This window comes from Staphylococcus simulans, assembly GCF_002994445.1.
GTDB lineage: Bacteria > Bacillota > Bacilli > Staphylococcales > Staphylococcaceae > Staphylococcus > Staphylococcus simulans_B.
The window spans coordinates 72,932-98,087 of sequence record NZ_MRZJ01000001.1 but is presented as its reverse complement, the minus strand read 5'-3'; the positions used below and the strand labels follow the sequence as shown (position 1 = coordinate 98,087).

At 37.0% G+C, this 25,156-nt stretch carries 22 protein-coding genes and 1 other annotated feature (1 of these 23 only partly in view); of the genes, 2 read left to right on the top strand and 20 right to left on the bottom strand.

Features of this window, described 5'->3' with window-relative positions:
* Nucleotides 1–11: 11 nt before the first annotated feature.
* The 10 genes from ccpA to C7N65_RS00590 all read right to left on the bottom strand — a co-directional run bounded on the left by ccpA (nucleotide 12) and on the right by C7N65_RS00590 (nucleotide 12,266).
* Nucleotides 12–1,001, bottom strand: coding sequence for a catabolite control protein A (gene ccpA, locus C7N65_RS00635; RefSeq protein ID WP_105992535.1), 990 nt, complete (start codon nucleotides 999–1,001; stop codon nucleotides 12–14).
* A gap of 207 nt (nucleotides 1,002–1,208) precedes the next feature.
* Entirely contained in the window at nucleotides 1,209–2,297 is a 1,089-nt protein-coding gene (locus tag C7N65_RS00630) for a bifunctional 3-deoxy-7-phosphoheptulonate synthase/chorismate mutase (protein ID WP_105992534.1), read from the bottom strand.
* A gap of 230 nt (nucleotides 2,298–2,527) precedes the next feature.
* Complete coding sequence (locus tag C7N65_RS00625) at nucleotides 2,528–3,688, bottom strand: hypothetical protein (RefSeq protein ID WP_105992533.1); 1,161 nt, start codon at nucleotides 3,686–3,688, stop codon at nucleotides 2,528–2,530.
* Nucleotides 3,689–3,814: 126 nt separating this feature from the next.
* A complete protein-coding gene (locus C7N65_RS00620) occupies nucleotides 3,815–4,255 on the bottom strand; it encodes a DUF948 domain-containing protein (protein WP_105992532.1) in 441 nt (146 codons plus the stop codon).
* A gap of 70 nt (nucleotides 4,256–4,325) precedes the next feature.
* Complete coding sequence (murC, locus tag C7N65_RS00615; RefSeq protein ID WP_105992531.1) at nucleotides 4,326–5,639, bottom strand: UDP-N-acetylmuramate--L-alanine ligase; 1,314 nt, start codon at nucleotides 5,637–5,639, stop codon at nucleotides 4,326–4,328.
* 18 nt (nucleotides 5,640–5,657) lie between these two features.
* Entirely contained in the window at nucleotides 5,658–9,260 is a 3,603-nt protein-coding gene (locus tag C7N65_RS00610; RefSeq protein ID WP_105992530.1) for a DNA translocase FtsK, read from the bottom strand.
* 23 nt (nucleotides 9,261–9,283) lie between these two features.
* Complete coding sequence (gene ytpR, locus C7N65_RS00605) at nucleotides 9,284–9,883, bottom strand: YtpR family tRNA-binding protein (protein WP_105992529.1); 600 nt, start codon at nucleotides 9,881–9,883, stop codon at nucleotides 9,284–9,286.
* A 12-nt stretch (nucleotides 9,884–9,895) separates the two neighbouring features.
* A complete protein-coding gene (locus tag C7N65_RS00600; RefSeq protein WP_105992528.1) occupies nucleotides 9,896–10,762 on the bottom strand; it encodes a DUF1444 domain-containing protein in 867 nt (288 codons plus the stop codon).
* Between the two features lie 93 nt (nucleotides 10,763–10,855).
* A complete protein-coding gene (locus C7N65_RS00595; protein ID WP_105992527.1) occupies nucleotides 10,856–11,164 on the bottom strand; it encodes a thioredoxin family protein in 309 nt (102 codons plus the stop codon).
* Between the two features lie 25 nt (nucleotides 11,165–11,189).
* Nucleotides 11,190–12,266, bottom strand: a complete 1,077-nt coding sequence (locus C7N65_RS00590; protein WP_105992526.1) for a M42 family metallopeptidase — start codon at nucleotides 12,264–12,266, stop codon at nucleotides 11,190–11,192.
* An 84-nt stretch (nucleotides 12,267–12,350) separates the two neighbouring features.
* Here C7N65_RS00590 and C7N65_RS00585 point away from each other — a divergent pair, with 84 nt between their 5' ends.
* Complete coding sequence (locus C7N65_RS00585; protein ID WP_105992525.1) at nucleotides 12,351–12,662, top strand: hypothetical protein; 312 nt, start codon at nucleotides 12,351–12,353, stop codon at nucleotides 12,660–12,662.
* A 103-nt stretch (nucleotides 12,663–12,765) separates the two neighbouring features.
* Here the strand turns inward: C7N65_RS00585 and C7N65_RS00580 are convergent, their stop codons facing one another.
* The 8 genes from C7N65_RS00580 to C7N65_RS00545 form a co-directional block, all read right to left on the bottom strand.
* Complete coding sequence (locus tag C7N65_RS00580) at nucleotides 12,766–13,590, bottom strand: YtnP family quorum-quenching lactonase (RefSeq protein WP_105992524.1); 825 nt, start codon at nucleotides 13,588–13,590, stop codon at nucleotides 12,766–12,768.
* A gap of 107 nt (nucleotides 13,591–13,697) precedes the next feature.
* Nucleotides 13,698–14,336 (bottom strand): tRNA (guanosine(46)-N7)-methyltransferase TrmB, encoded by a 639-nt coding sequence (gene trmB, locus C7N65_RS00575; RefSeq protein WP_105992523.1) that lies wholly within the window; start codon nucleotides 14,334–14,336, stop codon nucleotides 13,698–13,700.
* Between the two features lie 13 nt (nucleotides 14,337–14,349).
* Nucleotides 14,350–15,141 (bottom strand): phosphotransferase family protein, encoded by a 792-nt coding sequence (locus C7N65_RS00570; RefSeq protein ID WP_162912131.1) that lies wholly within the window; start codon nucleotides 15,139–15,141, stop codon nucleotides 14,350–14,352.
* Between the two features lie 269 nt (nucleotides 15,142–15,410).
* Nucleotides 15,411–16,259, bottom strand: coding sequence for a D-amino-acid transaminase (gene dat, locus C7N65_RS00565; protein WP_105992521.1), 849 nt, complete (start codon nucleotides 16,257–16,259; stop codon nucleotides 15,411–15,413).
* A 2-nt stretch (nucleotides 16,260–16,261) separates the two neighbouring features.
* Nucleotides 16,262–17,671 carry a dipeptidase PepV gene (pepV, locus tag C7N65_RS00560; RefSeq protein ID WP_105992520.1) on the bottom strand — a complete coding sequence of 470 codons (1,410 nt, stop codon included), beginning with the start codon at nucleotides 17,669–17,671 and terminating at the stop codon, nucleotides 16,262–16,264.
* A 200-nt stretch (nucleotides 17,672–17,871) separates the two neighbouring features.
* On the bottom strand, nucleotides 17,872–18,288 hold the full coding sequence (locus C7N65_RS00555; protein ID WP_105992519.1) for a YtxH domain-containing protein: 417 nt from the start codon (nucleotides 18,286–18,288) through the stop codon (nucleotides 17,872–17,874).
* Between the two features lie 28 nt (nucleotides 18,289–18,316).
* Nucleotides 18,317–19,012 carry a pseudouridine synthase gene (locus C7N65_RS00550; protein ID WP_105992518.1) on the bottom strand — a complete coding sequence of 232 codons (696 nt, stop codon included), beginning with the start codon at nucleotides 19,010–19,012 and terminating at the stop codon, nucleotides 18,317–18,319.
* The gene (locus C7N65_RS00545; protein WP_105992517.1) at nucleotides 19,012–20,646 is read right to left on the bottom strand and encodes a polysaccharide biosynthesis C-terminal domain-containing protein; all 1,635 of its coding nucleotides are present in this window, start codon (nucleotides 20,644–20,646) and stop codon (nucleotides 19,012–19,014) included. The genes C7N65_RS00550 and C7N65_RS00545 overlap by 1 nt, the downstream gene beginning before the upstream one ends.
* A 263-nt stretch (nucleotides 20,647–20,909) precedes the next feature.
* Between C7N65_RS00545 and C7N65_RS00540 the strand changes: the two genes are divergently transcribed.
* Nucleotides 20,910–22,175 (top strand): NAD(P)/FAD-dependent oxidoreductase, encoded by a 1,266-nt coding sequence (locus C7N65_RS00540; RefSeq protein ID WP_105992516.1) that lies wholly within the window; start codon nucleotides 20,910–20,912, stop codon nucleotides 22,173–22,175.
* A gap of 83 nt (nucleotides 22,176–22,258) precedes the next feature.
* On the opposite strand, the gene C7N65_RS00535 is transcribed toward C7N65_RS00540, so the two are convergent.
* The gene (locus C7N65_RS00535) at nucleotides 22,259–22,576 is read right to left on the bottom strand and encodes a rhodanese-like domain-containing protein (RefSeq protein WP_105992515.1); all 318 of its coding nucleotides are present in this window, start codon (nucleotides 22,574–22,576) and stop codon (nucleotides 22,259–22,261) included.
* Nucleotides 22,577–22,596: 20 nt separating this feature from the next.
* A complete protein-coding gene (leuS, locus tag C7N65_RS00530) occupies nucleotides 22,597–25,011 on the bottom strand; it encodes a leucine--tRNA ligase (RefSeq protein WP_105992514.1) in 2,415 nt (804 codons plus the stop codon).
* Nucleotides 25,012–25,062: 51 nt separating this feature from the next.
* Nucleotides 25,063–25,156 (bottom strand) — a binding site (T-box leader) (it continues 95 nt past the right edge of the window).

The following is a 25,156-nucleotide window of genomic DNA, read 5'->3' as shown; positions in this document are numbered from 1 at the left end:
ATTTTTAATTATCATTTCGTTGTTCCACGATATTCTACGCGATATGGCAAAATGACCGTTGAATCTTCAATTGTTTCATTATTCATGTATTTAGTAAGTAAACGCATACCTACTGCCCCGATATCATAAAGCGGTTGAATCACGCTTGATAATTGCGGACGTACCATTTCTACAAGACGTGTATTGTTAAAGCTGACAATCTGCATGTCTGAAGGCACATTAACATTCGCATCTTCAGCCGCATGAACGATACCAATAGCTTGTTCGTCACTGATAGACAATACTGCATCTGGTTTTAAGTCTTTGATTTCCTCAAAAGCTTTAAGTCCGTCTTTATACGTTTCTTTACCTCTGAAAGTAAGGTTGTCATCTAAATTTAAGCCGTGTTCTGACAATGTATCTTTTAATCCGGATAATACATCATTCTCAGCTTTTTCTGAGTTATTGCCGCCCACAAAGGCAAATTTTTCAGCACCGGATTCAATTAAGTGATTTGTTACTTCAGCAGCCGCTTGTTTATAATCGATGTTGACAGAAGCAACTTTGTTGTCGTCATCGCTGGTACCTGAAACAACTACAGGAATCGAAGATTTTTCAATCATTGATTCTAATTCTTCATCTAATGTGCCGCCAAGGAAAATAATACCATCTACTTGTTTGCTTAAAAGATTATTAAAGATCTCTTTCGCTTTTTCAGTATCATTATCTGAGTTTGAAATAATAGAATGATATTTATACATCGTCGCAATATCCTCAAGGCCCCTAGCTAATTGAGAATAATAGACATTTGAGATATCTGGAATGATAACTCCGACGGTTGTTGTTTTCTTACTTGCTAAACCTCTGGCAACTGCGTTCGGTCTATAGTTCAGCTTTTTAATGACTGCGTTTACTTTATCCCTTGTTTCCGGTTTTACATTTTGGTTGCCATTCACTACACGAGAGACTGTTGCCATAGAAACACGTGCTTCTCTTGCAACATCATAAATCGTAACGGTCATATGATTCACCCTTTCTGAAAGCGTTTCAAACACTATTATAATAAGTTTTCATAACATTTTCAAAGTTTACCATAAATCGTTAAAAACTCAAAATAAAAGTTTCTGATGTCACTGTTTTGTCACTGAATATTTATTGTACCACATCAAAAAGCCCTCTGGGTCAACAAAACTTACATTGACCGAGAAGGCTTGATTTCAATCATCTGATTAGCGTAATTGATTATTATCGTACATATCAGCTAATGGTTTCAACTCATTATAGAATTTATCGAATTGCTCTAAATCCATTTGTTGTGCGCTGTCGCTTAATGCTACTGCAGGGTCTGGATGTACTTCTGCCATAACCCCATCTGCGCCAACAGCTAAAGCAGCTTTAGCTGTCGGAAGCATAATGTCTTTACGTCCTGTACTGTGTGTAACATCTACCATTACTGGTAAGTGTGTACCTTGTTTTAAAATTGGTACTGCAGAAATATCTAATGTATTACGTGTAGCTTTTTCGTAAGTTCTGATACCACGTTCGCATAAGATAATATTTTGATTACCTTGCGATGCAATGTATTCAGCCGCAAAAATGAACTCTTCAATTGTTGCGGACATTCCGCGTTTTAATAAGATTGGTTTGTTAGTACGCCCTGCTTCTTTTAATAATTCGAAGTTTTGCATGTTGCGCGCTCCGATTTGGAACACATCTAAGTATTGATCTGCTAATTCGAAATCTGCAGGTGTTACGATTTCACTTACAACATTCAAGTTGTATTTATCTTTCACATTTTTAAGGATTTTCAAGCCTTCTAAACCTAAACCTTGGAAATCATAAGGTGAAGTACGCGGTTTGAATGCGCCGCCTCGGATAAATTTCAAGCCTTTGCTTTGCAAGTCTTGTGCTACAGCGTCTACTTGTTCTTGTGATTCAACTGAACATGGACCGAAGATGAATGATTTATTGCCGTCGCCGATAATACCGCCGTTATCAAATTGAACGATTGTATCTTCCGGTTTTAGTTTTCTTGAAACAATAAGATGTTTTTCGTTTTCTGATTTTTGTAAGTCAGTGGATGCTTTAAATATTTCTTTGAATAATTGTTTAATTACATTGTCGTTAAATGGACCATTATTTTTCTCGATTAAAGCATTCAACATCTCTTTTTCACGTTCAGGATCATAAACTTTTGTTCCTTGTTTACGCTTTTCTTCACCGATTTTTTGCGCTAAATTACCACGCTTTTCTAGTAAATCTAAAATTTGTTCGTTAATGTCTTGAATTTCATTTCTGTACTGTTCTAATTTATTCATTACTGGTCACCTCTATGTAATTATTTGCATCCAACTTATTACACTTTAAAGCGATAAAAAATTGAATTTATCAGTAATTCTAGCAAGAAGTTACGAATTTATCAAGTAGGTTCATCCAATTTTCTTAACTTTTTTGACTATTTTTAATTTTCTTACAATAATGTTACCAAGTTCATTAATAATTAAAGAAGATCAACCTCAAAGAACAAGGTTGACCTTCTTGAGAGACATTATTTATTATCGAATGTTTTCTTTTCTATTTTTTTCTTTGTTGTTTCACCTTTTGGCTGGCTGCTTGATTTTGTATTTGGTTTGCTGCTTGCTGACTTAGTTGTTTTCGTAGTTGTTTTTTGTGTTGTTGTTTTGCTGCCTTTTGCTGCAGGCTGCTTTGTTGTCTTTGTAGTTGTTTTTGTAGCATCTTTTGCTGAAGCTGCTTTCGCAGTTTTAGTTGTTGATGATGGTTTTTTCTTAGGTGTGTTTGTTGTTTTTGTTGTTTCTGATTTTGTAGTTGTTGTATTGTTGACTGTTTTAGTTTCTACTTTGCCTGTTGCTTTTGGTGCTTTAGATTCATCCGCTGAATGATTAGCTGTTGCTTTATCATGCGTGATAACACCTTTATCAAATGATGCTTTTTCATGTGTTTGGTTGGTACGTTTTTCAGCATCTTTTGGTTTTGAAACTGCTTTGTCTGCTTTCTTAGCATCTTTATCGTCTGCTTTTTTAACTGCAACTGTTGCTGCGGCTGCTGAAACTAATACCGGAACTGTTGCATAAGCACTTGATTTAATTGGGCTTGCTTTGAACAGTTCAGCGACTTTTGCTGCCACTGTGTTATCATTTTCAATTAATTTTGCTTTGTCATGTGCTGCTTTTGCAATGCCTGTTGCTGTGAACTCGTGTGCAGGCGTTGTTACTGATTGTGATGATTTTAATGGATTGTTATCCACTTGTGCTTCTTGAGCTTTTGGAGACACATCAGATAAATCATGTGCAGCTGCTTCATTACGAATCGCTTGTTTTTCAGCTCTTAAAGCTTTCGGATCTGTTTCTTGTTCATCTTTGTTGAATTTCTGTCTAACATCTGATTTAAGCTGCTGCGCTTTATCCTTAATATCTTGCAATTGGTTTTGCGCATTCGCTTTTAATGCGTTAGTTTGAGCTGCAACTTTCTCTTTGACAGATGCTTTGTTTTCATCAGATTCTTGTTGTACTTGCTGTTCTTGTTGTTTTTCGATTGCTTTGCGTCGTTTCACTTGATTGATGACGAATCCTGCTGCTGTACCGATAAATGCACCTGCAATAAATCCGTATACAAAGTCTTTGCGCACTGTGTCAGACATTGCTTCGACTTCATAAATCTCTAATTTTGCCTCATCGTTTTTCTTTCTCATGTATTTGCCTCCTAGTAAAATAAAAGCACTTAAACAAAGTTGATTAACCTCATTTAAGTGCAATTTGTTCGTCTATTAATTGATAATGTGAGCTGACTGATAAGATATCAATTCAATAATATCTTATTAGCCTCTGTAGTTTGCACTTTCTCTGCGTTGCTTTCTGTATTGCCATTTATCAGCAATTTCCATTGCAACATTTGACCATTGGATGACTTGTGAAATCTTGTCTTCGTTTTGAGAAATGTTATGTGCAATTGAGTTAGTTACTCGGTCCACTGATCCATCTAAGTCTTGGATAGAGTCACCGATGCCTTTCACTCCGTCAACTACAGAGTTTAAGCGATCCACTTTATCTTGAATATCTTCAGTTAAGCGGTTAGCTTTATGAAGTAAATCAGTTGATTCTCTTGTAATACCTTGTACTTGCCCTTCAATTCCGTCAAGAGTCTTAGCCACATAGTCTAAGTTTTTCTTAACTGAGAATAGGACAGCTACAATACCGATTACTAATACTAAAAATGCTATAGCTGCAACTAAACCAGCTACAGGTAAAATCCAATCCATTAAAAACGCCTCCTAAATTGCTTATGTCTTATTTTTTCATAATACCCAAACATATTCTAACATAAACATATTAAAATTCACTAGTAACGCCGTGATTGTCTAAATATGCACGTTCGATTTTTTGGATATCTCCTGCACCCATAAACAATATAACTGCGCCATCAAATGATTTTAAGATATTAACGTTATCTTCCCCGATTAATTGCGCACCTGGTATGCGATCAATTAAATCTTGAATCGTTAAGCTGCCTTCATGTTCACGAATTGAACCGAAAATATCACATAAGTAAACACGGTCCGCTTTATTCAGACTTTCAGCAAATTCATTTAAGAATGCTTGCGTTCTAGAATAAGTGTGCGGTTGGAAAACAGCAACTACTTCTTTATGCGGATATTTTTTTCTTGCTGTTTCAATTGTAGCATTAATTTCTCTAGGATGGTGGGCATAATCGTCTACTATTACTTGATTATTAACTTTTGTTTCATTAAATCTACGTTTTACACCACCGAATGTTTCTAATGCTTCTTTGATGTTATGAACATCTAAACCTTCTAAATGGCAAACCATGATTACAGAAAGTGTGTTTAAAATATTGTGATCGCCATATTGCGGTGATAAGAATTGATCATAAAATTTTCCATCTATATATACATCGAATTGTGTACCATGTTCAGTAATTTGGATATTATCTGCATAGATATCTTCATCTTTTTCTAATCCATAGTAATAAATCGGTACATCTGCTTTAATTATACGCAAGTGCTCATCTTTGCCCCACGCAATAATAGCTTTCTTAACATTATGCGCCATTTCTTGGAAAGCACTTGTAACATCATCAACATCTTTAAAGTAATCAGGATGATCAAAGTCAATATTCGTCATAATCGCATAATCAGGATGATAACTTAGGAAGTGACGTCTGTATTCGCAAGCTTCAAATGCAAAATATTCACTTTGAGGAATTCCTAAGCCTGTGCCATCTCCGATTAAGAAAGAAGTTCTTTTATCTCCATTCATCACATGCGAAAGCAATCCTGTTGTAGAAGTCTTACCATGTGCCCCTGTCACAGCAACAGATGTATATTGTTCAATCACATGTCCTAAGAATGTCGGATAGTCGATAATTTCCAGTCCTAATTCTTTTGCACGTACAATTTCTTCATGTTTATCTGAAAAGGCGTTGCCTTGAATAACAACCATGCCTTTTTGAATGTTATCTGGATTAAAAGGTAAGATTTTAATCCCTTTATTTCTTAATGCTTCTTCGGTGAACACATATTGGTCGATGTCGGAGCCCTGAACTTCGTGGCCTAAATCGTGCATGATTTGAGCCAACGAACTCATACCAGATCCTTTAATTCCGACAAAATGATAGTGTGTCATACTTAAACTCCTTCTTTCTTATTCCTCATTAATTTCAGCTGCAGTTAAATAAACTTCTCGTGGTTTAGAACCGTTTGGACCTGAGATATATCCCAATTCTTCTAATTGGTCAACAATACGTGCCGCTCTATTATATCCGATTTGGAAGTGGCGTTGGATAGATGATGTAGAGATATTGCCTTCTGAAACCATAAATCTGCAGACATCATCAAACAAATCGTCTTTCGGCTGCGCTTTTGTTTGTTTTAGTAATTCTTTCTCTTCAAATAAATATTCAGGTTCGCGTTGTTCTTTAATAAAATCAACGACTGCATCTATTTCTTCATCCGAAACGAAGCTGCCTTGTACACGGATTGGTTTATTCATACCATTACCTAAATATAGCATATCGCCATAACCAAGCAGACGTTCTGCGCCTCCGCTGTCAAGTATCGTTCTAGAATCCACACTAGATGATACCATAAATGCGATACGAGTTGGAATATTCGCTTTGATTAATCCTGTAATTACATTTACAGACGGTCGTTGTGTTGCGACAAGCATATGAATACCGCAAGCACGTGCTTTTTGCGCAATTCTTGCTATAGATTGTTCTACTTCTTGCGGTGCCATCATCATTAAGTCTGCTAACTCATCGATGACAATGACGATTTTCGGCAATCGGTGTTCATATGGTGCTTTTTTATTAAACGCTGTAATATTGCGCACATGATATTTCGCAAATAATTTATAGCGTTTTTCCATTTCATCTACTGCCCATTTTAAACTTTGTGTAGCTGCTTTGACATCAGTTATAACCGGTGAAACCAGATGCGGTAATCCGTTATAAGGTGCAAGTTCAACCATTTTCGGATCAATCAGCAGCAACTTCAATTCTTCAGGGTGATTTTTATACAGTAATGATAATAAAATACTATTAATACATACTGATTTACCTGAACCTGTTGCCCCTGCAATCAAGGCATGCGGTGTTTTCGCAATATCCATTAATAATGGCTCGTTATTTATACGATTACCCATTGCTACGGTTAATTTTGATTCCGCGTTCTTGAATTTAGAACTTTCAATGATTGATTTTAAGTTGACCTTTGTAGGAGATACATTCGGCACTTCAATACCTACTAAGCTTGTACCAGGAATCGGTGCTTCTATACGGATGTCCTTAGCCGCAAGCGCCATCTTCAAGTCATCATGCAAAGCAGTGATTCTTGAAACTTTCACACCTTTTTCTACTGATAATTCAAAGCGTGTCACACTTGGACCTTCCGTAACATTTTTAACTTCAGCCGGTACATTGAAATAGAAGAACGCATCATTAAGTTCTTGTTTCTTCTCATCAATCCACTCTTGGTCGACTTCATGCACTTCCGGTTCGTCTAAAAGGTCTAGGCTCGGTAATTTCAGATTAGGTCCTCTGCGAATACCTTCGTGATGGTGTTCATTAGGCGCATTTACTGAAACTGCTTTAGGGTCATGCACATGTGCATTTTCTTGTTGAGCAGCTTGTGCTTTGCTTTGATCATGACGTTCACCATTTTGTGTTGTTCTTTGGGTATTCACACTTGTTGTGATGTGACCTTGTTCACCTTGCTGGTCATTGTCTTCCGTTTGATGCGTTTGCGTTTCAGAAGACGATTGTGCAGCTTGTGATGCTTCTGTTGGTGCTGATTGCTGTTGAGGTGTCTTATCCTTGTCATCAGGTCTTAATACAGGTTCAGCCTTTCTTTTACGTGCATCCATCATTCTGCGTTTGTCTGAAGGCGTCATCATCACGTTGAATGGTTTTGCACCTTTACGAATTGGTTTTGAAACCTTCGGCTTTTCTTCAGCTTTTGAAACTTGTTCTGATGCTTGCGATGTCGAGTTACCAGATGATGTTTCAGTATCATCTTGATTTTCTTGTACATCGTCTGATGGTTCTGACTCTAAAACATCTTCAGCATTTGCTTTCGGCTGTGCTTCTGCCTCATTTGATACAGTATCTGGTTTAAGCTGCGGTTCATAATTTGTTTTTTCTTCTTTATGTTCTGACTCTGTTTCTGATTCATCCGTGTTTGAAATAGATTGCGATTGATCTTCTTTATTGTCAGGTGCTAACACAGGTTCATGCGTTACTTCTTCATCTTCATGTGCTGCATACTCAGCATTTGAAGTTTCCGTTGTATCAATATCGTCTTCGTCTGAAGATGTTTTTGGTTCTGTTTCATCCTCAAGTTCCGCAGTTTCAGCTTCTGCCTCTGCAGCCGCTTGTGTTTCTGCGTCACTATCCTTATCAGATTCTGCTAACTCAGTATATTGTGCATCTGCTACTTCTGGTTGGACTTGAGACTCTGTTTCTTGAGTTTCAGATGATGCATCAGATTCTGCTAACACTTCGTCTGAAACATTTTGTGCTTCAAATGTTTCATCATCCACCACTTTAACATCTTCTTCATTCAATGTTTGGACACTCTGAACTTGGTTCAAGTCAACTTCTTCATAATCAAAAGCTTCTTGCGGTTCTTCTGACACAGTATTTTCATCTGAAGACTGTGATGCTGATACATTAGTGTCAATTGATGTTTCAGATTGATTAGTTTCTTCAGTTTCAGCTGGTGTTTCTTGTTGAGATGATTCGGCTTCCATCTCTTTTTCAAAGCCGTTTTCTTGGAAAACAGGATCTTGAACATACTGTTTTGCTTGTTCAGCATACATATCATCAATTGCTTTTTGAATCGAACTTGTATCTTCTTGTTCACGCTTTTGCTGCAGTGCTTCTTTGAACTTTTTACGCTGCAAGACTTTACGTTCACGTTCACGGCGGATTTCTTCAACGATTTGAGACGCATAAATGTTATTGATGTTAATCGTATTATCTGCCTTAGAATAATTAGGTGTACGATTTGTTTTCGCATTGTTAGTCGGTGTATTCACTGACTCATGCTGTTCATCTTTAGATTCATGCATTTCAGTCTGTGCATCAACTTGAGATTTTCTCATACCATTTAAAGGATCTGTCGGAATCTTGCCATGTTGTTTTGGTGTTTCTTCAGATGGTTGATTTGAACGTTGAATCACACCATTTTCTAATGGATGACGCTTTTTCGTACCGAAAATAGCCGAAGGCACTTCTTCTGCTTTAAATTCTCCGCTTTTATAATAGATATCTTTAGTATTATAGCGCGTAGAATAATTTTGCACACGTCTGCTTTGGTTTTCTCTTTTCGGTGGTTCTGATGCAGGTTGTGTGCGCTGTGCAGATGCTTGTGATGCCTTACGTGAACTGCGTGTAGTTCGAAATGAACTATCTTCTTGTGTATCATCATGAAATGTACGTCGTCTTCTATGACGGCGATGGTCGGGCTTTTGATAAGCAGCTTCTTCAGTATGTGCTGCTTGTTCATAACCTGGTTCAGAATGATTGGATGCTGTCTCTGATTCATCACTTTGATTATCGTCATCATTGACATGCAGCGGAAATCTGAAATTACCTTTTGGACGTTCGTAAATATCATTATTTTCTGGCAGCAATGCATGACGGCGACGTTCTTTTTCTTCTAACTTTTGTCTGCGTTGGCTGTATTTTCTTTGATAGACTTCTTCTTCGTCTTCATCGCTGAATAATTTATCAAACCAGTTCATAATGTCACTTCCTTCCAATCATTTTATTCTTCGAAAAATGGTTGCCCAACTTGGTAATCATCAGATAAAACCATAATACCTTTTTCTTGCGGTGCATTCGGCAGATTCAATTCTTTCATTGAGCACACCATACCGCTTGATGGTACACCGCGAAGCTCAGCATCTTTGATTACCATACCGCTCGGCATTACTGCACCTACTTTAGCTACAACCACTTTTTGGTCAGCTTCAACGTTTGGTGCACCGCAGACGATTTGCAGTGTTTCGTCTCCGACATCAACTTTTAAGATGCTTAATTTATCCGCATTCGGATGTTTTTCTTTTGTTTTAACATAACCTACTACAAATTTAGGTGATAAATCTGAATCTAATTGATCTTCAACACCTGCATCTGATAGAACTTTTTGAAGACTTTCTAATAATTCAGGTGTTAATTTAATAAAGCCGTTGCCTTCAATTGATAAATGCTTAGAAGCATTAAAGATATTATAACCGACCGCTTTATTGTCTAAAGTAATTCTGACAACATCGCCATGTGTCGTATATTCAAAGTCGCCTTCTGCAGGTTCAACTTGTAAAAATGCTACATCTCCAACACCGTTTAAGTTATAAAATAAATTCATAGTATGATCTCCTTATTTCTTGTCATTTTTCTTATTATCTTTAACTGCGCTTAATTCTTGAACCACATTAGGACTTTTTCCTTTTTTGTCTTTATTGTTTTTCGCAAGAATAAAGATAGGTTCAAAGTGTCCTTTTTCATAAGCTAAGGACAATGAAGTAATCGGTACAAGACCGTTTGTGAAGAATTCCATAGTTAAATGCGCCATGACGTCATAGCCTGTTTTGTTTCTGATATCAGCAATAATCAAAACATCTTGATGCGGAACGGCCACTAACATTTCGCCTTCGCATTTTTCTTCAAATTGATTCAACAATGGTGTATTGAGAATGCGGCTTGCATCATATCCATCATTGGTATTAATGAAATAGAAGATGTTGCCTTTAACTTCATCAGTTTTATAAGGCGTATCTAATTTTCTGATATTGAATAATGCCATCTCTTTAATTTGTTGAGCAGTGACATTTAATTGTTTTAACATTGATTCATCGATTAATCGATAGGACTTCCCTAAATCTAATGCGTAATAAACATTGGTTTCTGCTGTATGTTTATCGATTACAAACGGATGGCCCTCTTTTGTTTCTTTTTCAAAGCTTGCTGCACGTATGACAGGCATAATTTTTAAATCTTTCATATCTTGATGTGCTTGATCGCTCATTTGATGAATTGTCTCGTTAACATAATAAACAATTTCATCTACAATCTTCTCTTTGTGATCGTTATATTTTGCAACGATGGGTGTTAATCTAATCGTTACACCTTTCCCATTATCTTTACGTGCAATGCGCAAGGTATCTTCTTCTCTATTAAATGTAAAGTTTACGTCTAAATGGTTTAAACGTTCTTTTAATTTATCTCTCATTTGAAAGACATTCATAATTAACACTCCTAATTACATACCTTTTTATAGTTTACCGTAAAAATACCCTTAGGAACAGAAAAAATGTTAATTTCCTAAGGGTATTTTTATTTAAATATTCGCGATAAATTCATCTATTTGTTCGATTGTTTTTCTGTCTTTACTTACATAGCTGCCCACTTGTTCGCCATTTTCATAAACTAAAAAGCTTGGGATACCCATAATACCGAGTTCTGCAGCTAAATCAATAAATTGGTCACGGTCTACAGAAACAAATGTATACTCAGGATGTTTTTCTTCTAATTCTGGAAGTCTCGGTGCGATAAAACGACAGTCGCCGCACCAATCTGCTGTAAACATAAAGACTGTTTTACCTTCTTTAAGATTATTAAACGCTTCTACTGATTCTAATTGTTTCATAAATCCTTCACTTCTTTCTTATATTTTATGAATATTGTAAACGTTCGATTGTTTCATCATTTAATGCAGAAATAGATGCTTTGAGCAACGCTCTGGCAGAATAATAATCTCTGATATCAAATACAGAGTCAGAACTGTGAATATATCTTGCACACACACCTATAACTGCAGTCGGGATACCAATGTTGGCTTTGTGAATTTCACCGCCGTCAGTACCACCAGGAGAAATGTAATATTGTGTTTTGATATCATTTTGCTGAGCTTGTTCTAATAAGTAGTCTCTAAATGCCGGTTTAAGAATCATTGTACCGTCTTTGATACGAATTAGAGTACCGCCGCCTAATTGGCCTGACAGCTGTTGTACACCTTTCATATCATTCGCTGGCGAACAATCCACCACAAATGCGATATCCGGATTGATTTGTTCCGCTGCTGCACGGGCACCTCTTAAACCGACTTCTTCTTGAACATTTGCGCCGACGTATAAATCTACATCTAGTTCTTGGTCTTTAAATAATTTTAAAATTTCAATAGCCAATAAACAACCATAACGATTATCCCATGCTTTTCCTGCAAAGCGATGCTCGGATAATTGAATAAATTCAGTATCAGGTACGATTGAATCTCCGATTTCGATACCTCTCGCTCTGACTTCATCAGCTGAATCACTGCCGATATCTAACATTAAATCTTTGATCTGCGGCTGTCCTTCATTTCCCGTTCTGAAATGTTTTGGAATACTCGCAACTACACCAGTAATGATTTCATTCTTGCGTGATTTGACTTTTAAACGTTGTCCTTGCCAAATATCAGCAGCAACGCCGCCTAAATTGGTAAAGTGCAGCATACCGTTTTTCGTAATATCAGTGATCATGAAACCTACTTCATCCATATGTGCTGCGACCATAACTTTTTTCGCATTTTCTTTTTTAGATTTTTTAACCGCATAAAATCCGCCCATATGATTATAAATAAATGTATCTGCATAGGGTTCCATTTGTTCTTTTATGTACGCTTTTAGGTCTTGTTCAAAACCTGGGGCACCATGAAATTCTGTTAAAGCTTTAATATGTTTTAAAGTATCTTGTCTTGCAATTTCCATTATGTCATCGCTCCTTAATAATTCATTATCTCCCTTATGTTATGGTAGAATACTTATATAACGTAAGTGGAGGTATAAATTGAGATGTCTCGAAGAAAAATTTTGTTATTGATAGTATTACCAATTACAGTTTTATTGGGCAGTGTAATAGCTTACCTCACTATTTTAGGCACTAAAAAGTATAACCCTCAAAAGCTGATTGAAGAAGTGAAAAGCTACTTCATGAATGTCACAGGGTCATACATTGTCTCAGAACCTCAACCATTTGAACAAGACGGGATTCAGTACGAAATCTATCGCGGCGGTGTAACAACTGAAAACCGCGGCAAAGTTAGTAATTATGAATTCATCGCCGATGCCGCAAATGGTAAAATCATTAACATAAAAGAAGTTTAATGATATTGGTATGCATACTTATTACTGCAATGTTTCCGAAAAAACGGAAACATTGTTTTTTTATGCCCTTTTCTAACCTTTCCACCCTTTAAATGCTTTTCCACTAATTTCGCTCAACCGCTGCTTTGATGGTATGGTCGTCTTTATCAAATTTTACCGCAAAATACGCAGCATCATGATAATATAAGAACCAATAATCCTGCATTATCAACCAAGGCAGCCATCTTTCTTTCTCTCTTATAGACTGCATCGGATAATCATCGTAAGAAGTTACCCATAACGGGTTTAAATGCGCATGAGATGGGAAAATATCAGCCATGTGTACCGCCTTTTCTCCTTCACTCTCAATCGTGATAATACTATGGCCAAAACTGTGTCCGCCTGTATGATACATATGAATACCAGGTACAACTTCAATATCATCTTCAAATAAAATCATGCGTTTTTGGTAATCACCTTGATTCATCGGCCAATATGTAGCTTTACTTCTAAGATTCGGCGCTAAAAATTCATGCCACTCATCTTGTTGAATATAATGTATTGCATTTTTAAATATTGCATTACCGTCTAAATCCGCTAATCCTGAAGCGTGATCATAATGCAAATGCGTCATTAATACAATATCAATATCTTCCGGCTTAAGACCCAGCTCATTCAAATCTTGCGCAACGAGGCTTTCATTCTCAACCCCGAAATTGCGTTTTTGTTTGTCCGTAAGCTTTCCTTCTCCAAGTCCTGTATCAATAAGAATATTCTGTTCGCCGGTACGGATTAAAATAGGATGTGTTGTCATTGGAACTTGATTCTTATCATTAACCGGTATTTTTCTTTCCCATAATGGTTTTGGTACAGGTCCGAACATCGTACCACCATCCATATTTGTCATTCCGCCATTTAAATAATGCAATTCGTATTTACCTAATTTCACCTGCATCACCCTTACGTTCAGTTATATAGTATAAGTATAGGGCGATTATTGCGTATTTTCAAACTTTATCAACGCACAAAAAAACTGCATTCATAAGAATGCAGTGCTTATTGATGAAATTTTGCTTCCATTCGGTAAATACGAGAACCTTTGTCCGCAAACTTTCTTTCATATTCAGTTTCAATGTTATCTTCATCGTCTTCATCATGAAGATTCAAGTTGATTTTTGTAAAGTACATGCCGAATTGGGACATGCTTTCTAAACTATAAGCAAATAATCCTCTGTTATCTGTCTTAAAGTGAATTTCGCCTTCTGCTTTCAAAATTGTTTTATACAACGCTAGAAATGTGTGATACGTCAATCTGCGCTTTGCATGACGTTTCTTAGGCCATGGATCTGAGAAATTTAAATAAATGCGATCAATTTCGCTTTCTTTAAAGTAGTCTGTCAGTTCCATTGCATCATTGCAAATCAATTTAATATTAGTTAAGCCTTTTTCCAGTACTTTATCTAAAACACGAATCATTACGTTCTTGTCTCTTTCTAAAGAAACAAAATTGATGTTTGGATGCAACGCAGCAAGTTCAGTAATGAACTGCCCCATTCCAGAACCGACTTCGATATAAATCGGCTGTTCTTTATCGAACCAAGCAGACATCTCGCCAGCATGTGCGCCGTCTATATCTACCACATTATCATGTTTGCGCAAATAATCCTCTGCCCAAGGTTTATTTCTTAATCTCATTTAATTTGTCTCCTCAAATAAATACGTTGCTGTTCATAACTTCATTTAAGAATTTCAGCCAAATATTCATATCTTTAAAGCGTTTTTGTTCTTCAGACCATTCTACAAGACCGATTGCTTGTATCACTGTATACCATTTCATTCTCTTGCTTAAATCAATAGACTCTTTACAGCCGTATTTTTCAAGCCACTCTGACCACTCACTGTGAGGAACGTAATTGTAAAGCAGCATTCCAATATCAATGGCCGGATCTGCTAACATTGCGCCTTCCCAGTCTACTAAATAAAGTTCATCTCGATCTGATAATAACCAATTATTATGATTCACATCACCATGAACAACTGTATAAAAGCGAGGGTCCAAATGAGGCTTGTGTTCTTCAAGATAAGTCAAAGCTTTTCGTATGACATGATGCGAAAGCACTTGTCTTGAAAGCGAGGTATTGATTTTATTGTAAAGAATGTCAGGTGTGATTGGTTCCATTTCCATTCTTTTTAACATTGTTAACAATGTTTTTGAGCTGTGAATTTTCTTCAACAGCTTGGCAACTCTTGTTTGCGTCATTTCTTCGAATGTTAATTCTCTGCCATTCTTCCAATGCTGCGCTGTGACAACTTCCCCTGTTTCTATTCGTTTCGTCCAAACTAGCTTAGGGACAATACCCTCAGCAGACAATGCTGCTATAAATGGATTTGAGTTTCTTTTCAAGAACAGCTTTTGGCCATCTTGTTCAGCCATGTAAGCCTCTCCGGAAGCTCCTCCAGCAGAATCTAAAGTCCATCCTAACTGATAGAACTGCTCCAACACGTTCACCTCGCTTTCAATTAGAAAATGGCTCTAGAATCGTAGATCAAGAGCCATATTTTACATTTCTTTTACCAATTTTTAACAATTATCCGTTCGTAGCACTCATTGTTAATTCTATAATTTTTAACATTTCTTTTCAACCAAAAATGAGAAACAAAAAGACACATTTTACTTTCTTATTCGCTAATGAAAACATTTCAGTTTTTTAGCGGCGACAATTAAAAATTATACCATAAATTTAATGTCAGTTGGTAAAAATCATTAAATTAATGACTCTCATTTATTTTTTGTTCAAATCCTTTTTGCAATTGGCGAGTAATCGGACCGACTTGTCCGTTTCCAACCGCTTCTCCATCCAATTTAATTACCGGCATGACTTCAACTGAAGTACTTGAAACAATAACTTCATCCGCTTGTTTCAAGAAATCTACAGTAAATGTTTCTTCTTTAAATGGAATATTTTGCTCATTTGCAATACGTTTGATTACTTTTCTAGTTATACCATTCAAGATGAAATTATCAGTCGGATGAGTATAAATCACACCATCTTTAATTGCATATACGTTGCTTGATGCTCCTTCAGTGACAGTTTCGCCGCGATGTTGGATTGCTTCTGAAGCATTATATTTCACAGCATATTCTTTTGATAATACATTACCAAGCAAATTCAAGCTTTTGATATCACAGCGCAACCAGCGGATATCTTCAACTGTTACAGCGTTGATTCCGTTTTCTAATGCTTCTAACGGTCTGCCGTAACTTCTTGTGAATGCCATCATTTGCGGTTTGACATCCGGACCAGGGAACGCATGGTCGCGCGGTGCAGCACCGCGTGTCACTTGCATATAAACGCCGCCGTTTTCTACGTTGTTTTCTTTAACAAGTGCTTCTGCTTTTTCTGTTAGTGATTCGATCGTTTCATCTAAATCAATATTCAGTTCAGATGCGCTTCTTAAAAATCTTTCAAAATGTTCTTGTAAAGTAAAGAAGTGACCATCATAAATTCGGATGTATTCATAAATACCGTCCCCGAAGTTATAACCTCTGTCATTATAAGGCACAAGTGCCTCTTGTTCCTCTACAAATCGGCCGTTTAGCAACACTTTATTAGTCATAGTCATTCCTCCACACATAATGCGTACAACGCTTCTAAATAAATACTTGTAGCATTAAATAATTGTTTTTTAGTGATGTATTCATTTCTTTGATGCATTAAGTCCTCTGAGTCGCTGAACATCGCTCCGAATGCTACGCCTTTATCTAGATTACGTGCATAAGTACCTCCGCCGATTGTGTATGGCTCAGTCATATCGCCTGTTTGGTTGCGATATGCTTGAACTAAAGATTGTACAAACGGATCCTCTTTATCCACATAATGAGGACGTTGTACTTTGCCTAATTCAAGTTCAAATCCTAATTCATTTACTTCGTGTTTAAAGCCTTCGATAGCTTCATCAAATTCAAATCCTTCTGGGTAGCGCAAATTAATACCATATTCGCCGCCTTTGCCTTTTTCATAAGAAATAATACCGATATTAGTTGTTAAGTCTCCCATTTTATCGGTATGGAATTTCATGCCCATTTTTTCGCCGAAGTGTGATTCAAATAAATAACGTTCACTTAAATACACAAATTGTGAGGCGTTAGCATCTAATTCCAAGCCGTTTAAAAAGTGAATTAAATATAACCCTGCATTAAGTCCGATTGAAGGGTCCATACCGTGTACGGCTTTACCTTTTAAACGTAATACTAATGTATCTCCTTCTAATTCGCTTGTGCCTGTTAATTCATGCGCTTCCAGGTATTGCTGATAGCGTTCTGTTACATCAGAATTGCTTGTTTTAACGCTAAGTTTTGCTACTGCTTCATCAGGAACCATGTTGTATCGTTGGCCTGATTCAAGTGATAAAAGTGTCACTTCTGCGTCATCATCAGAAGCAGCATCAGCATTAAACTTGATGTCGAAAGTAGTAATCCCTTTCTCACCATGAATTGCTGGGAACTCAGCATCAGGTGCAAAACCTAATACCGGCATTTCTTCAGTTTTGAAATAACGGTCGACACATTTCCAATCAGATTCTTCATCCGTACCGATGATAATATGCACACGTTTTTTCCAATCTACATTCATCTCGTTTAAGATTTTAACAGCATAATAAGCTGCGATTGTAGGTCCTTTATCATCTAAAGTACCACGTGCGATAATTGCATCATCAGTTACAGTAGGTTGAAACGGCGGTGTATCCCAACCTTCTCCTGCAGGTACTACGTCGACATGGCATAATACACCGAATAAGTCTTCTCCTTTACCTGCTTCGATTCTGCCTGCAATATGATCGACATCGTGGACAGTGAATCCATCACGTTCAGCAATTTGATACATATAATCAAGTGCCGCTCTTGGACCCGGACCGACTGGTGCATCAGATGTTGCTTTACTATCGTCTCTTACACTTTCAATGGATAGTAAGCCGCTTAAATCAGCAATAATTTGATCTTCATATTCTTGCACTTTTTCTTTCCACATTCGTGATCAACTTCCTTCTCATTTTTTAGTTCACTATTTATTTTACCCTAACTGATTCTTAAACAACAGTGGGAACCCCATAAATTTTCTGTCAACTTTTCAAAAGTGTTGTCATTGCAAGCCTTAAAACGCCAAAATAATTTTTGGTACTAAAAAAGCACCTTAGCGAATCCGCTAAGGTACTTAAAATGAAAACTATCTTATTTGTTGTCGTTAGAATCTTTGTTTTCGTTTTGTTTTAAATCTTCATCAGTAACGATTCTGATGTTGTTTTGCGCTTCATCTGAACCTTTAACATCTTTTAATGTTGGTGATGGCGCATCTCCTGAATTAGAGAAACGATTTTTTTGTTCTTGCAAGAAGCCTTTAGGGTCTTGTTTTACTTTTTCAGCATAATTTTTAGGATCTTGTTTTACTTCGTTGAAAGTTTCAGTTGCTTTTGATGCAACTTGGTTTGCTAATTCTTTAGCATTTTCTTTATATGATTCAGGGTTTTCTTTATATTTATCATATTCTTGTTTTAAACGATCTCTGCTTTCTTTTCTGCTTAACACTACAGCAACTGCTGCTGCGCCGATTCCTAGTACTGCTTTTAAGAAGTTATTTGATTTAGCCATAAATAATCACCTTGTCCTTTTTAAAATTTTAGTTTTTAACTAATTCCAATTCTGTTTCGGTTAATTCGCGATACTCGCCTTTTAACAGATTGTCATCTAGTTTTAAATTTCCGATTTTAACTCGCTTTAACTTAGTTACCTCATTATCAATCGCATGAAACATCCTTTTTACTTGATGATAGCGACCTTCATGAATTGTTACAAATACAACTTGAGGATCTTCTGTTATTTCGAGTTTTGCCGGTTTGACTTTACCATCCGATAATTCTATACCTTCTTCGAATCTTTGTACATCATCTTGCGTCACTGGTTGTGCTGCTTGGACTTGATATACTTTTGAAACATGCTTATTCGGACTCATTACATCGTGGTTGAATTGCCCATCGTTTGTAATCAACAACAACCCTTCTGTATCTTTATCTAATCTTCCAACAGGAAAAAGGTCTAAATATTGATATTGTTCAATCAAGCTAATAACTGTATTATGTTCTGCATCCTCAACCGCAGAAACATAGCCGGCAGGTTTGTTCAGCATTAAATAGATTTTATCAATATAAGCAATGACTTCACCGTTAACGCTGATTTCATCTGCTTCTGGATTGATTTGACGCTTGCTTTGTTTTTCTTTCTTTCCGTTGACCATCACTGCATTTTTCTTTAACAGTTGTTTGACCTCGCTGCGTGTACCTGCACCCATATTTGATAAAAATTTATCTAATCTCATTATGAGATTCTCAACTTTCTGCGTAATTTGCTTGGCAATTCACCAAGGAATTGATCCGCAAGTCTTGTTTTCAGCGTGATACCGCCATAAACTGCCATACCAATCACAACTCCTACGATTAAAATAATTAAACTGCCGAATTTTGTTTGCGGCGATACAACCATTTGCATCAACCAATAACCGATTTCGACACAAATCATCATGATGAAGCCGTAGATAAAGATTTGCGCAAATTGAATCCAAGTTTCTGTAAATGTGAACTTCGCATATTTCTTCAAGATATAGAAGTTGCAGATGTTCGCGAATAATAAAGCGATACCCGTACTTAGTACTGCACCTGCTGTATGGAACATAACAATAAGCGGGAAGTTTAATACAATTTTCAATACAACTGCCGCTAAAATAACGAATACTGTCAGTTTTTGTTTATCTATACCTTGCAGCATTGATGCAGTAATACTTAATAAAGATATCAGCATTGCCACGGGTGCATAGAAGAATAACAAACGGCTGCCGTCAAAGTTATTACTGTAGAACACAGTATATAACGGAGAGGCTAACGCCATAATCCCTAAACTTGCAGGAACTGTAATAAACATTAATACACCAAGCGATGTTCTGATTTGTCTGTGCATTTCGCTTAGCTCGCCTGATTCATATGTCTTTGTAATATAAGGAATCAAGCTGATCGCAAAGCCTGCTGCTAATGAAGTGGGGATCATCACAATTTTGTTTGTTGTCATATTCAATATTGTAAAGAAATAGTCATGTAATTGCTGCGGTACGCCTGCAATGCCTAAAGCATTATTATGCGTCAGCTGATCCACAATGTTGAAAAGCGGGAAGTTTAAGCTGACAATTACAAAAGGAATACTATACGAAATAATTTCTTTATACATTTTTGAATACGGAACATCCAAACCGGTTGTATCAGACGCAACCATTTCATCTATATATGGTTTACGCTTGCGCCAATAATACCATAGTGTAAAGATACCTACAATTGCACCGATTGCTGCCGCAAATGTAGCTACACCATTGGCCATTAAGACTGTACCGTTCATCACGTGCAAGACAACATAGCTGCCGCCTAAAATAAAGATAATTCTAGCTACTTGTTCAGTTACCTCTGAAACAGCTGTAGGACCCATAGATTTGAAACCTTGGAATACCCCTCGCCAAGTCGCTAATAGCGGAATGAAGATAACAACTGTACTGATAATACGGATAATCCATGTAATATCATCAACAGTCCATCCGCCTTTTACGTTTGATTTATGTGCCAATGTGACATTAGCGATAAACGGAGATAAAGTATATAAGATAATAAACCCGATAATACCGCTGATCGACATGACAATAAAACTTGATTTATAAAGCTTTTGACTTACATGATATGCACCGATTGCATTATACTTTGCTACATACTTAGAAGCAGCCAGCGGAACACCAGCGGTTGCTACAGCAATCGCAATGTTGTAAGGTGCATATGCATAGTTGAATGGGGCCAAATTCTCCTCACCGCCGATAATTGCATAAAACGGTATAATGAACAGCACACCCAGTATTTTGGTAATCAAAATACTTACTGTTAAGAGAAAGGTCCCTCTCACTAATTCTTGACTTTCATTCATAACACTCTTCCTATCTGAAAATTAATTTAATCTTATCCCACTACCAACATTCATTAGCAGTTACTTTTTTTCATTAGTATTATAGCTTAAAATTGTGTTAACAGGAAAGATATTATAAAGAATTTAACAACAGAGTAGACTATGCCATATAATCTTACGAAAGTAAACGGAATACTAGTCTAAGCATTCACAATAACCTAAATACTTATTTCAAATCAAATTAAAGGAGGTAATCACGCATAATTTATTGCGTGATAATCGATATGTACCAAACAATAATCATAGGCGGCGGTCCCAGCGGTTTAATGTCCGCAGCAGCCGCAAGCCAAGACAAACAAAAGGTTTTGCTGATAGAAAAGAAAAAAGGACTCGGCAGAAAACTTAAAATTTCAGGAGGAGGCAGATGCAATGTCACCAATCGATTGCCTTATGATGAAATTATCCGTCATATTCCAGGCAACGGAAAATTTCTTTACAGTCCCTTTTCAGTTTTCGACAATGAGTCTATTATAGAATTCTTTGAATCAAGAGGCGTAAAACTTAAAGAAGAAGATCACGGCCGAATGTTTCCGGTTTCTAACCGCGCACAAGATGTCGTGGATACCTTGATTCAAGAACTTGCTCAAAATCATGTTGAAGTTAAAGAAGAAACAGCAGTCAAACACATCCAAAAGAATGATGACGGAAGCTTTAGCGTTACAGATCAAGACAACCGCGAATACCTAGCCAAATCAGTAGTTATCGCTACAGGCGGCACAAGTGTACCGCACACAGGTTCAACTGGTGATGGTTATGCATTTGCGGAAAGTTTAGGCCATACCATTACAGAACTGTTCCCGACAGAAGTTCCGATTACTTCTAAAGAACCCTTTATAATCAGAAAGACACTCAAAGGCCTCAGCCTAAAAGATGTCGCTTTATCTGTATTAAGAAAAAACGAGAAGCCGCGTATCACCCATCAAATGGATATGATTTTCACACACTTCGGCGTCAGCGGACCTGCTGCTTTACGCTGCAGCCAATTTGTATACAAAGAACAAAAATCTCAAAAGAGACAAGACATCAAAATGCAGCTAGATGTCTTCCCTGAAGAAAAAGAAAATGAAGTGCAAGCACGTATTAAGAAATTAATTAAGGATGCACCGGATAAATTTATAAAGAACAGTTTGCGCGGCATCATTGAAGAACGCTATCTGAATTTTATTTTAGAACAAGCTGGCGTAGCTGAAGACACAACCGGACATCATATCTCTAATCAGCAAATCTTGGAAATCGCACATCTGTTCAAAACATTTACGTTTACTGTAAATGGCACTTTGCCGATAGAAAAAGCATTTGTCACAGGTGGCGGTGTCTCTATTAAAGAAATCGAACCGCATACGATGATGTCTAAAATTACACCTGGCCTTTTCCTTTGCGGCGAAGTACTTGATATACACGGTTATACTGGCGGCTATAATATTACCAGCGCTTTAGTAACCGGACGTGTTTCAGGTCTTAACGCAGGCATCTACAACAACACATTGTAATAACATCACACACATAATGAAAATAGCCGAAACAGCACACTGATAAAGTGCCCTGTTTCGGCTATTACTATGTTAAAAACTTATTAAATACTATCGACTTCTAAACCTTCATCGCCCCATGCTTTCATACCGCCTTCTACATTTACAGCATGAATGTTAGGGTTTTGCTGCTTAAGATAATTGACTACATTTGCACTGCGTACACCGCCTGCGCAAATAATATAGTACGTATCATTTTCATTAAAGTCTTTGACATGGTCAGGAATTTGATTCATAGGAATTGTTGTTGCTCCAGGAATGATACCTGTAGCTGTTTCCTCATCTTCTCTGACGTCAACAATATGAACAGGTGAATGTTCTAGCATTTTCTTTTTAAGTTCATCTGTTGTAATTGATTCCATCACTTAATCACCTTCCTTAATTATTTAGCTACAATGTTCACTAATTTATGCGGAACAGCGATGACTTTCTTGATGTCTTTTTCCCCTATATCTAATTTAACATTTTCATTTTTTAAAGCAATGTCTTCCATTTCTTCTTTTGACGCATCTTTTGGAATGAAGACTTTCGCTCTGACTTTGCCGTTGACTTGAACAACAATTTCAACTTCATCATCAACAAGTAATGATTCATCGAAATCTGGCCATGGTTGGTAACTGATTGTTTCATCATGTCCAAGTTTAGACCATAATTCTTCACCTAAATGCGGTGCAATCGGTGATAACATTTTCACAAATCCTTCAACATAAGGTTTGTAAAGCTGATCTGCTTTGTAACCTTCATTAATGAACACCATCAATTGACTGATAGCAGTATTGAAGTTTAATGTGTCATAGTCTTCTGTTACTTTTTTCACAGTTTGGTTATAAACTTTTTGTAATGATTTATCATCATTATCTACAATTTTAGAAGATAGTGTGCCATCTTCATTTACGAACAATCTCCATACACGGTCTAAGAAACGACGAGAACCGTCTAAACCTTTTTCGCTCCATGCGATTGCCGCATCTAAAGGTCCCATGAACATTTCATATAGACGTAATGTGTCTGCACCGTGAGAACGTACGATATCGTCAGGGTTGACTACGTTACCGCGAGATTTACTCATTTTTTCATTACCTTCACCTAAAATCATACCTTGGTTGAATAATTTTTGGAATGGCTCTTTCGTAGGTACAACGCCTAAATCGTAAAGTACTTTATGCCAAAATCTTGAGTAAAGCAAGTGAAGTACCGCATGTTCTACACCGCCGATATATAAATCAACCGGCAACCAGTGTTTTAATTTTTCAGGATCCGCTAACATTTCATCATTTTTCGGATCAATATATCTTAAATAATACCAGCAGCTGCCTGCCCATTGCGGCATTGTATTTGTTTCGCGGCGGCCTTTCATACCTGTTTTAGGATCAACTACATTCACAAACTCATCAATATTAGCAAGCGGTGATTCGCCTGTACCTGATGGTTCGATTGAATCAGTTTCAGGTAATAACAATGGTAATTCTTCTGTCGGAACAGTTGTCATTGTACCGTCTTCCCAATGAATGATTGGAATAGGTTCGCCCCAATAACGTTGACGGCTGAATAACCAGTCGCGTAATTTATAATTGACTTTTTTCTCGCCGGCACCTTTTTCTTCAAGCAATTGGATTGCTTTAGGAATCGCTTCTGCATTGTTTAAGCCATCTAATGCACCTGAGTTGATATGCGGGCCGTCGCCTGTATATGCTTCTTTCGCAATGTCTCCGCCTTCGATGACTTCTTTAATCGGCAAGTCGAATTTTTGTGCGAATTCATAGTCACGTTCATCATGTGCCGGTACAGCCATTACAGCCCCTGTACCATAAGTAGACAATACATAATCCGCAATCCAAATCGGAAGTTTTTCGCCAGATAATGGATTAATCGCATATGCGCCTGTAAATACACCAGTTTTATCTTTTGCTAAGTCTGTACGTTCCAAATCAGACTTCATAGATGCTTCTTTTTTATAATTTTCAACTTCTGCCTTATGATCCTCTGTTGTAATTTGATCTACTAATTCATGTTCTGGACTTAATACCGCAAAAGTTGCACCGTAAATCGTATCCGGTCTTGTAGTGAATACGTCGATTTTGCCGTCATTATTTTCGATATCAAATGTAACTTTCGCACCTTCAGAACGGCCAATCCAGTTACGTTGCATATCTTTGATAGATTCAGGCCAATCTAAGTCATCTAAATCTTCAAGCAAACGATCAGCATATTCAGTAATACGCAATACCCATTGTCTCATCGGGCGGCGATAAACAGGATATCCGCCACGTTCAGAAACACCGTCTACAACTTCTTCGTTAGATAATACCGCTTTTAATTCAGGACACCAGTTCACCGCAACCTCATCCACATAAGCTAAGCCTTTGTTGTAAAGTTGAATGAAAATCCATTGTGTCCATTTATAATAATCAGGATCTGTTGTACTGATTTCTCTATCCCAATCGTAACTGAAACCAAGCTCTTGAATTTGACGCTTGAATGTTTTGATATTTTCTTTAGTAAATTCACGCGGATCATTACCTGTGTTCAATGCATATTGTTCAGCCGGCAAACCAAAAGCGTCCCATCCCATCGGATGTAAGACATTATACCCTTGCATACGTTTGTAGCGTGAAATAATATCTGTTGCTGTGTAGCCTTCAGGATGTCCTACGTGCAAACCTGCACCTGATGGATACGGGAACATATCTAATGCATAAAATTTCTTTTGACCTAAATTATCGCTAGTTTTAAACGTTTTGTGTTCAGCCCAATAATTTTGCCATTTCTTCTCAATTTCTTGATGATTAAAACTCACTTTGCTTTCCTCCTAATAAAAAAATACAACTCAAACTATTATGATTGCTTTATGAAGGACGACTGACGCCGCGGTACCACCTTCATTCGTATTTCTACGCACCTCATACATAATAGCTCGAGCTGTACTTATTCTTAATATTATT

Excerpts from the sequence above, each read along its gene's own strand:
- ccpA (WP_105992535.1), bottom strand. The coding sequence starts at position 1,001 with ATGACCGTTACGATTTATGATGTTGCAAGAGAAGCACGTGTTTCTATG.
- C7N65_RS00630 (WP_105992534.1), bottom strand. The coding sequence starts at position 2,297 with ATGAATAAATTAGAACAGTACAGAAATGAAATTCAAGACATTAACGAA.
- C7N65_RS00625 (WP_105992533.1), bottom strand. The coding sequence starts at position 3,688 with ATGAGAAAGAAAAACGATGAGGCAAAATTAGAGATTTATGAAGTCGAA.
- C7N65_RS00620 (WP_105992532.1), bottom strand. The coding sequence starts at position 4,255 with ATGGATTGGATTTTACCTGTAGCTGGTTTAGTTGCAGCTATAGCATTT.
- murC (WP_105992531.1), bottom strand. The coding sequence starts at position 5,639 with ATGACACACTATCATTTTGTCGGAATTAAAGGATCTGGTATGAGTTCG.
- C7N65_RS00610 (WP_105992530.1), bottom strand. The coding sequence starts at position 9,260 with ATGAACTGGTTTGATAAATTATTCAGCGATGAAGACGAAGAAGAAGTC.
- ytpR (WP_105992529.1), bottom strand. The coding sequence starts at position 9,883 with ATGAATTTATTTTATAACTTAAACGGTGTTGGAGATGTAGCATTTTTA.
- C7N65_RS00600 (WP_105992528.1), bottom strand. The coding sequence starts at position 10,762 with ATGAATGTCTTTCAAATGAGAGATAAATTAAAAGAACGTTTAAACCAT.
- C7N65_RS00595 (WP_105992527.1), bottom strand. The coding sequence starts at position 11,164 with ATGAAACAATTAGAATCAGTAGAAGCGTTTAATAATCTTAAAGAAGGT.
- C7N65_RS00590 (WP_105992526.1), bottom strand. The coding sequence starts at position 12,266 with ATGGAAATTGCAAGACAAGATACTTTAAAACATATTAAAGCTTTAACA.
- C7N65_RS00585 (WP_105992525.1), top strand. The coding sequence starts at position 12,351 with ATGTCTCGAAGAAAAATTTTGTTATTGATAGTATTACCAATTACAGTT.
- trmB (WP_105992523.1), bottom strand. The coding sequence starts at position 14,336 with ATGAGATTAAGAAATAAACCTTGGGCAGAGGATTATTTGCGCAAACAT.
- dat (WP_105992521.1), bottom strand. The coding sequence starts at position 16,259 with ATGACTAATAAAGTGTTGCTAAACGGCCGATTTGTAGAGGAACAAGAG.
- pepV (WP_105992520.1), bottom strand. The coding sequence starts at position 17,671 with ATGTGGAAAGAAAAAGTGCAAGAATATGAAGATCAAATTATTGCTGAT.
- C7N65_RS00555 (WP_105992519.1), bottom strand. The coding sequence starts at position 18,288 with ATGGCTAAATCAAATAACTTCTTAAAAGCAGTACTAGGAATCGGCGCA.
- C7N65_RS00550 (WP_105992518.1), bottom strand. The coding sequence starts at position 19,012 with ATGAGATTAGATAAATTTTTATCAAATATGGGTGCAGGTACACGCAGC.
- C7N65_RS00545 (WP_105992517.1), bottom strand. The coding sequence starts at position 20,646 with ATGAATGAAAGTCAAGAATTAGTGAGAGGGACCTTTCTCTTAACAGTA.
- C7N65_RS00540 (WP_105992516.1), top strand. The coding sequence starts at position 20,910 with ATGTACCAAACAATAATCATAGGCGGCGGTCCCAGCGGTTTAATGTCC.
- C7N65_RS00535 (WP_105992515.1), bottom strand. The coding sequence starts at position 22,576 with ATGGAATCAATTACAACAGATGAACTTAAAAAGAAAATGCTAGAACAT.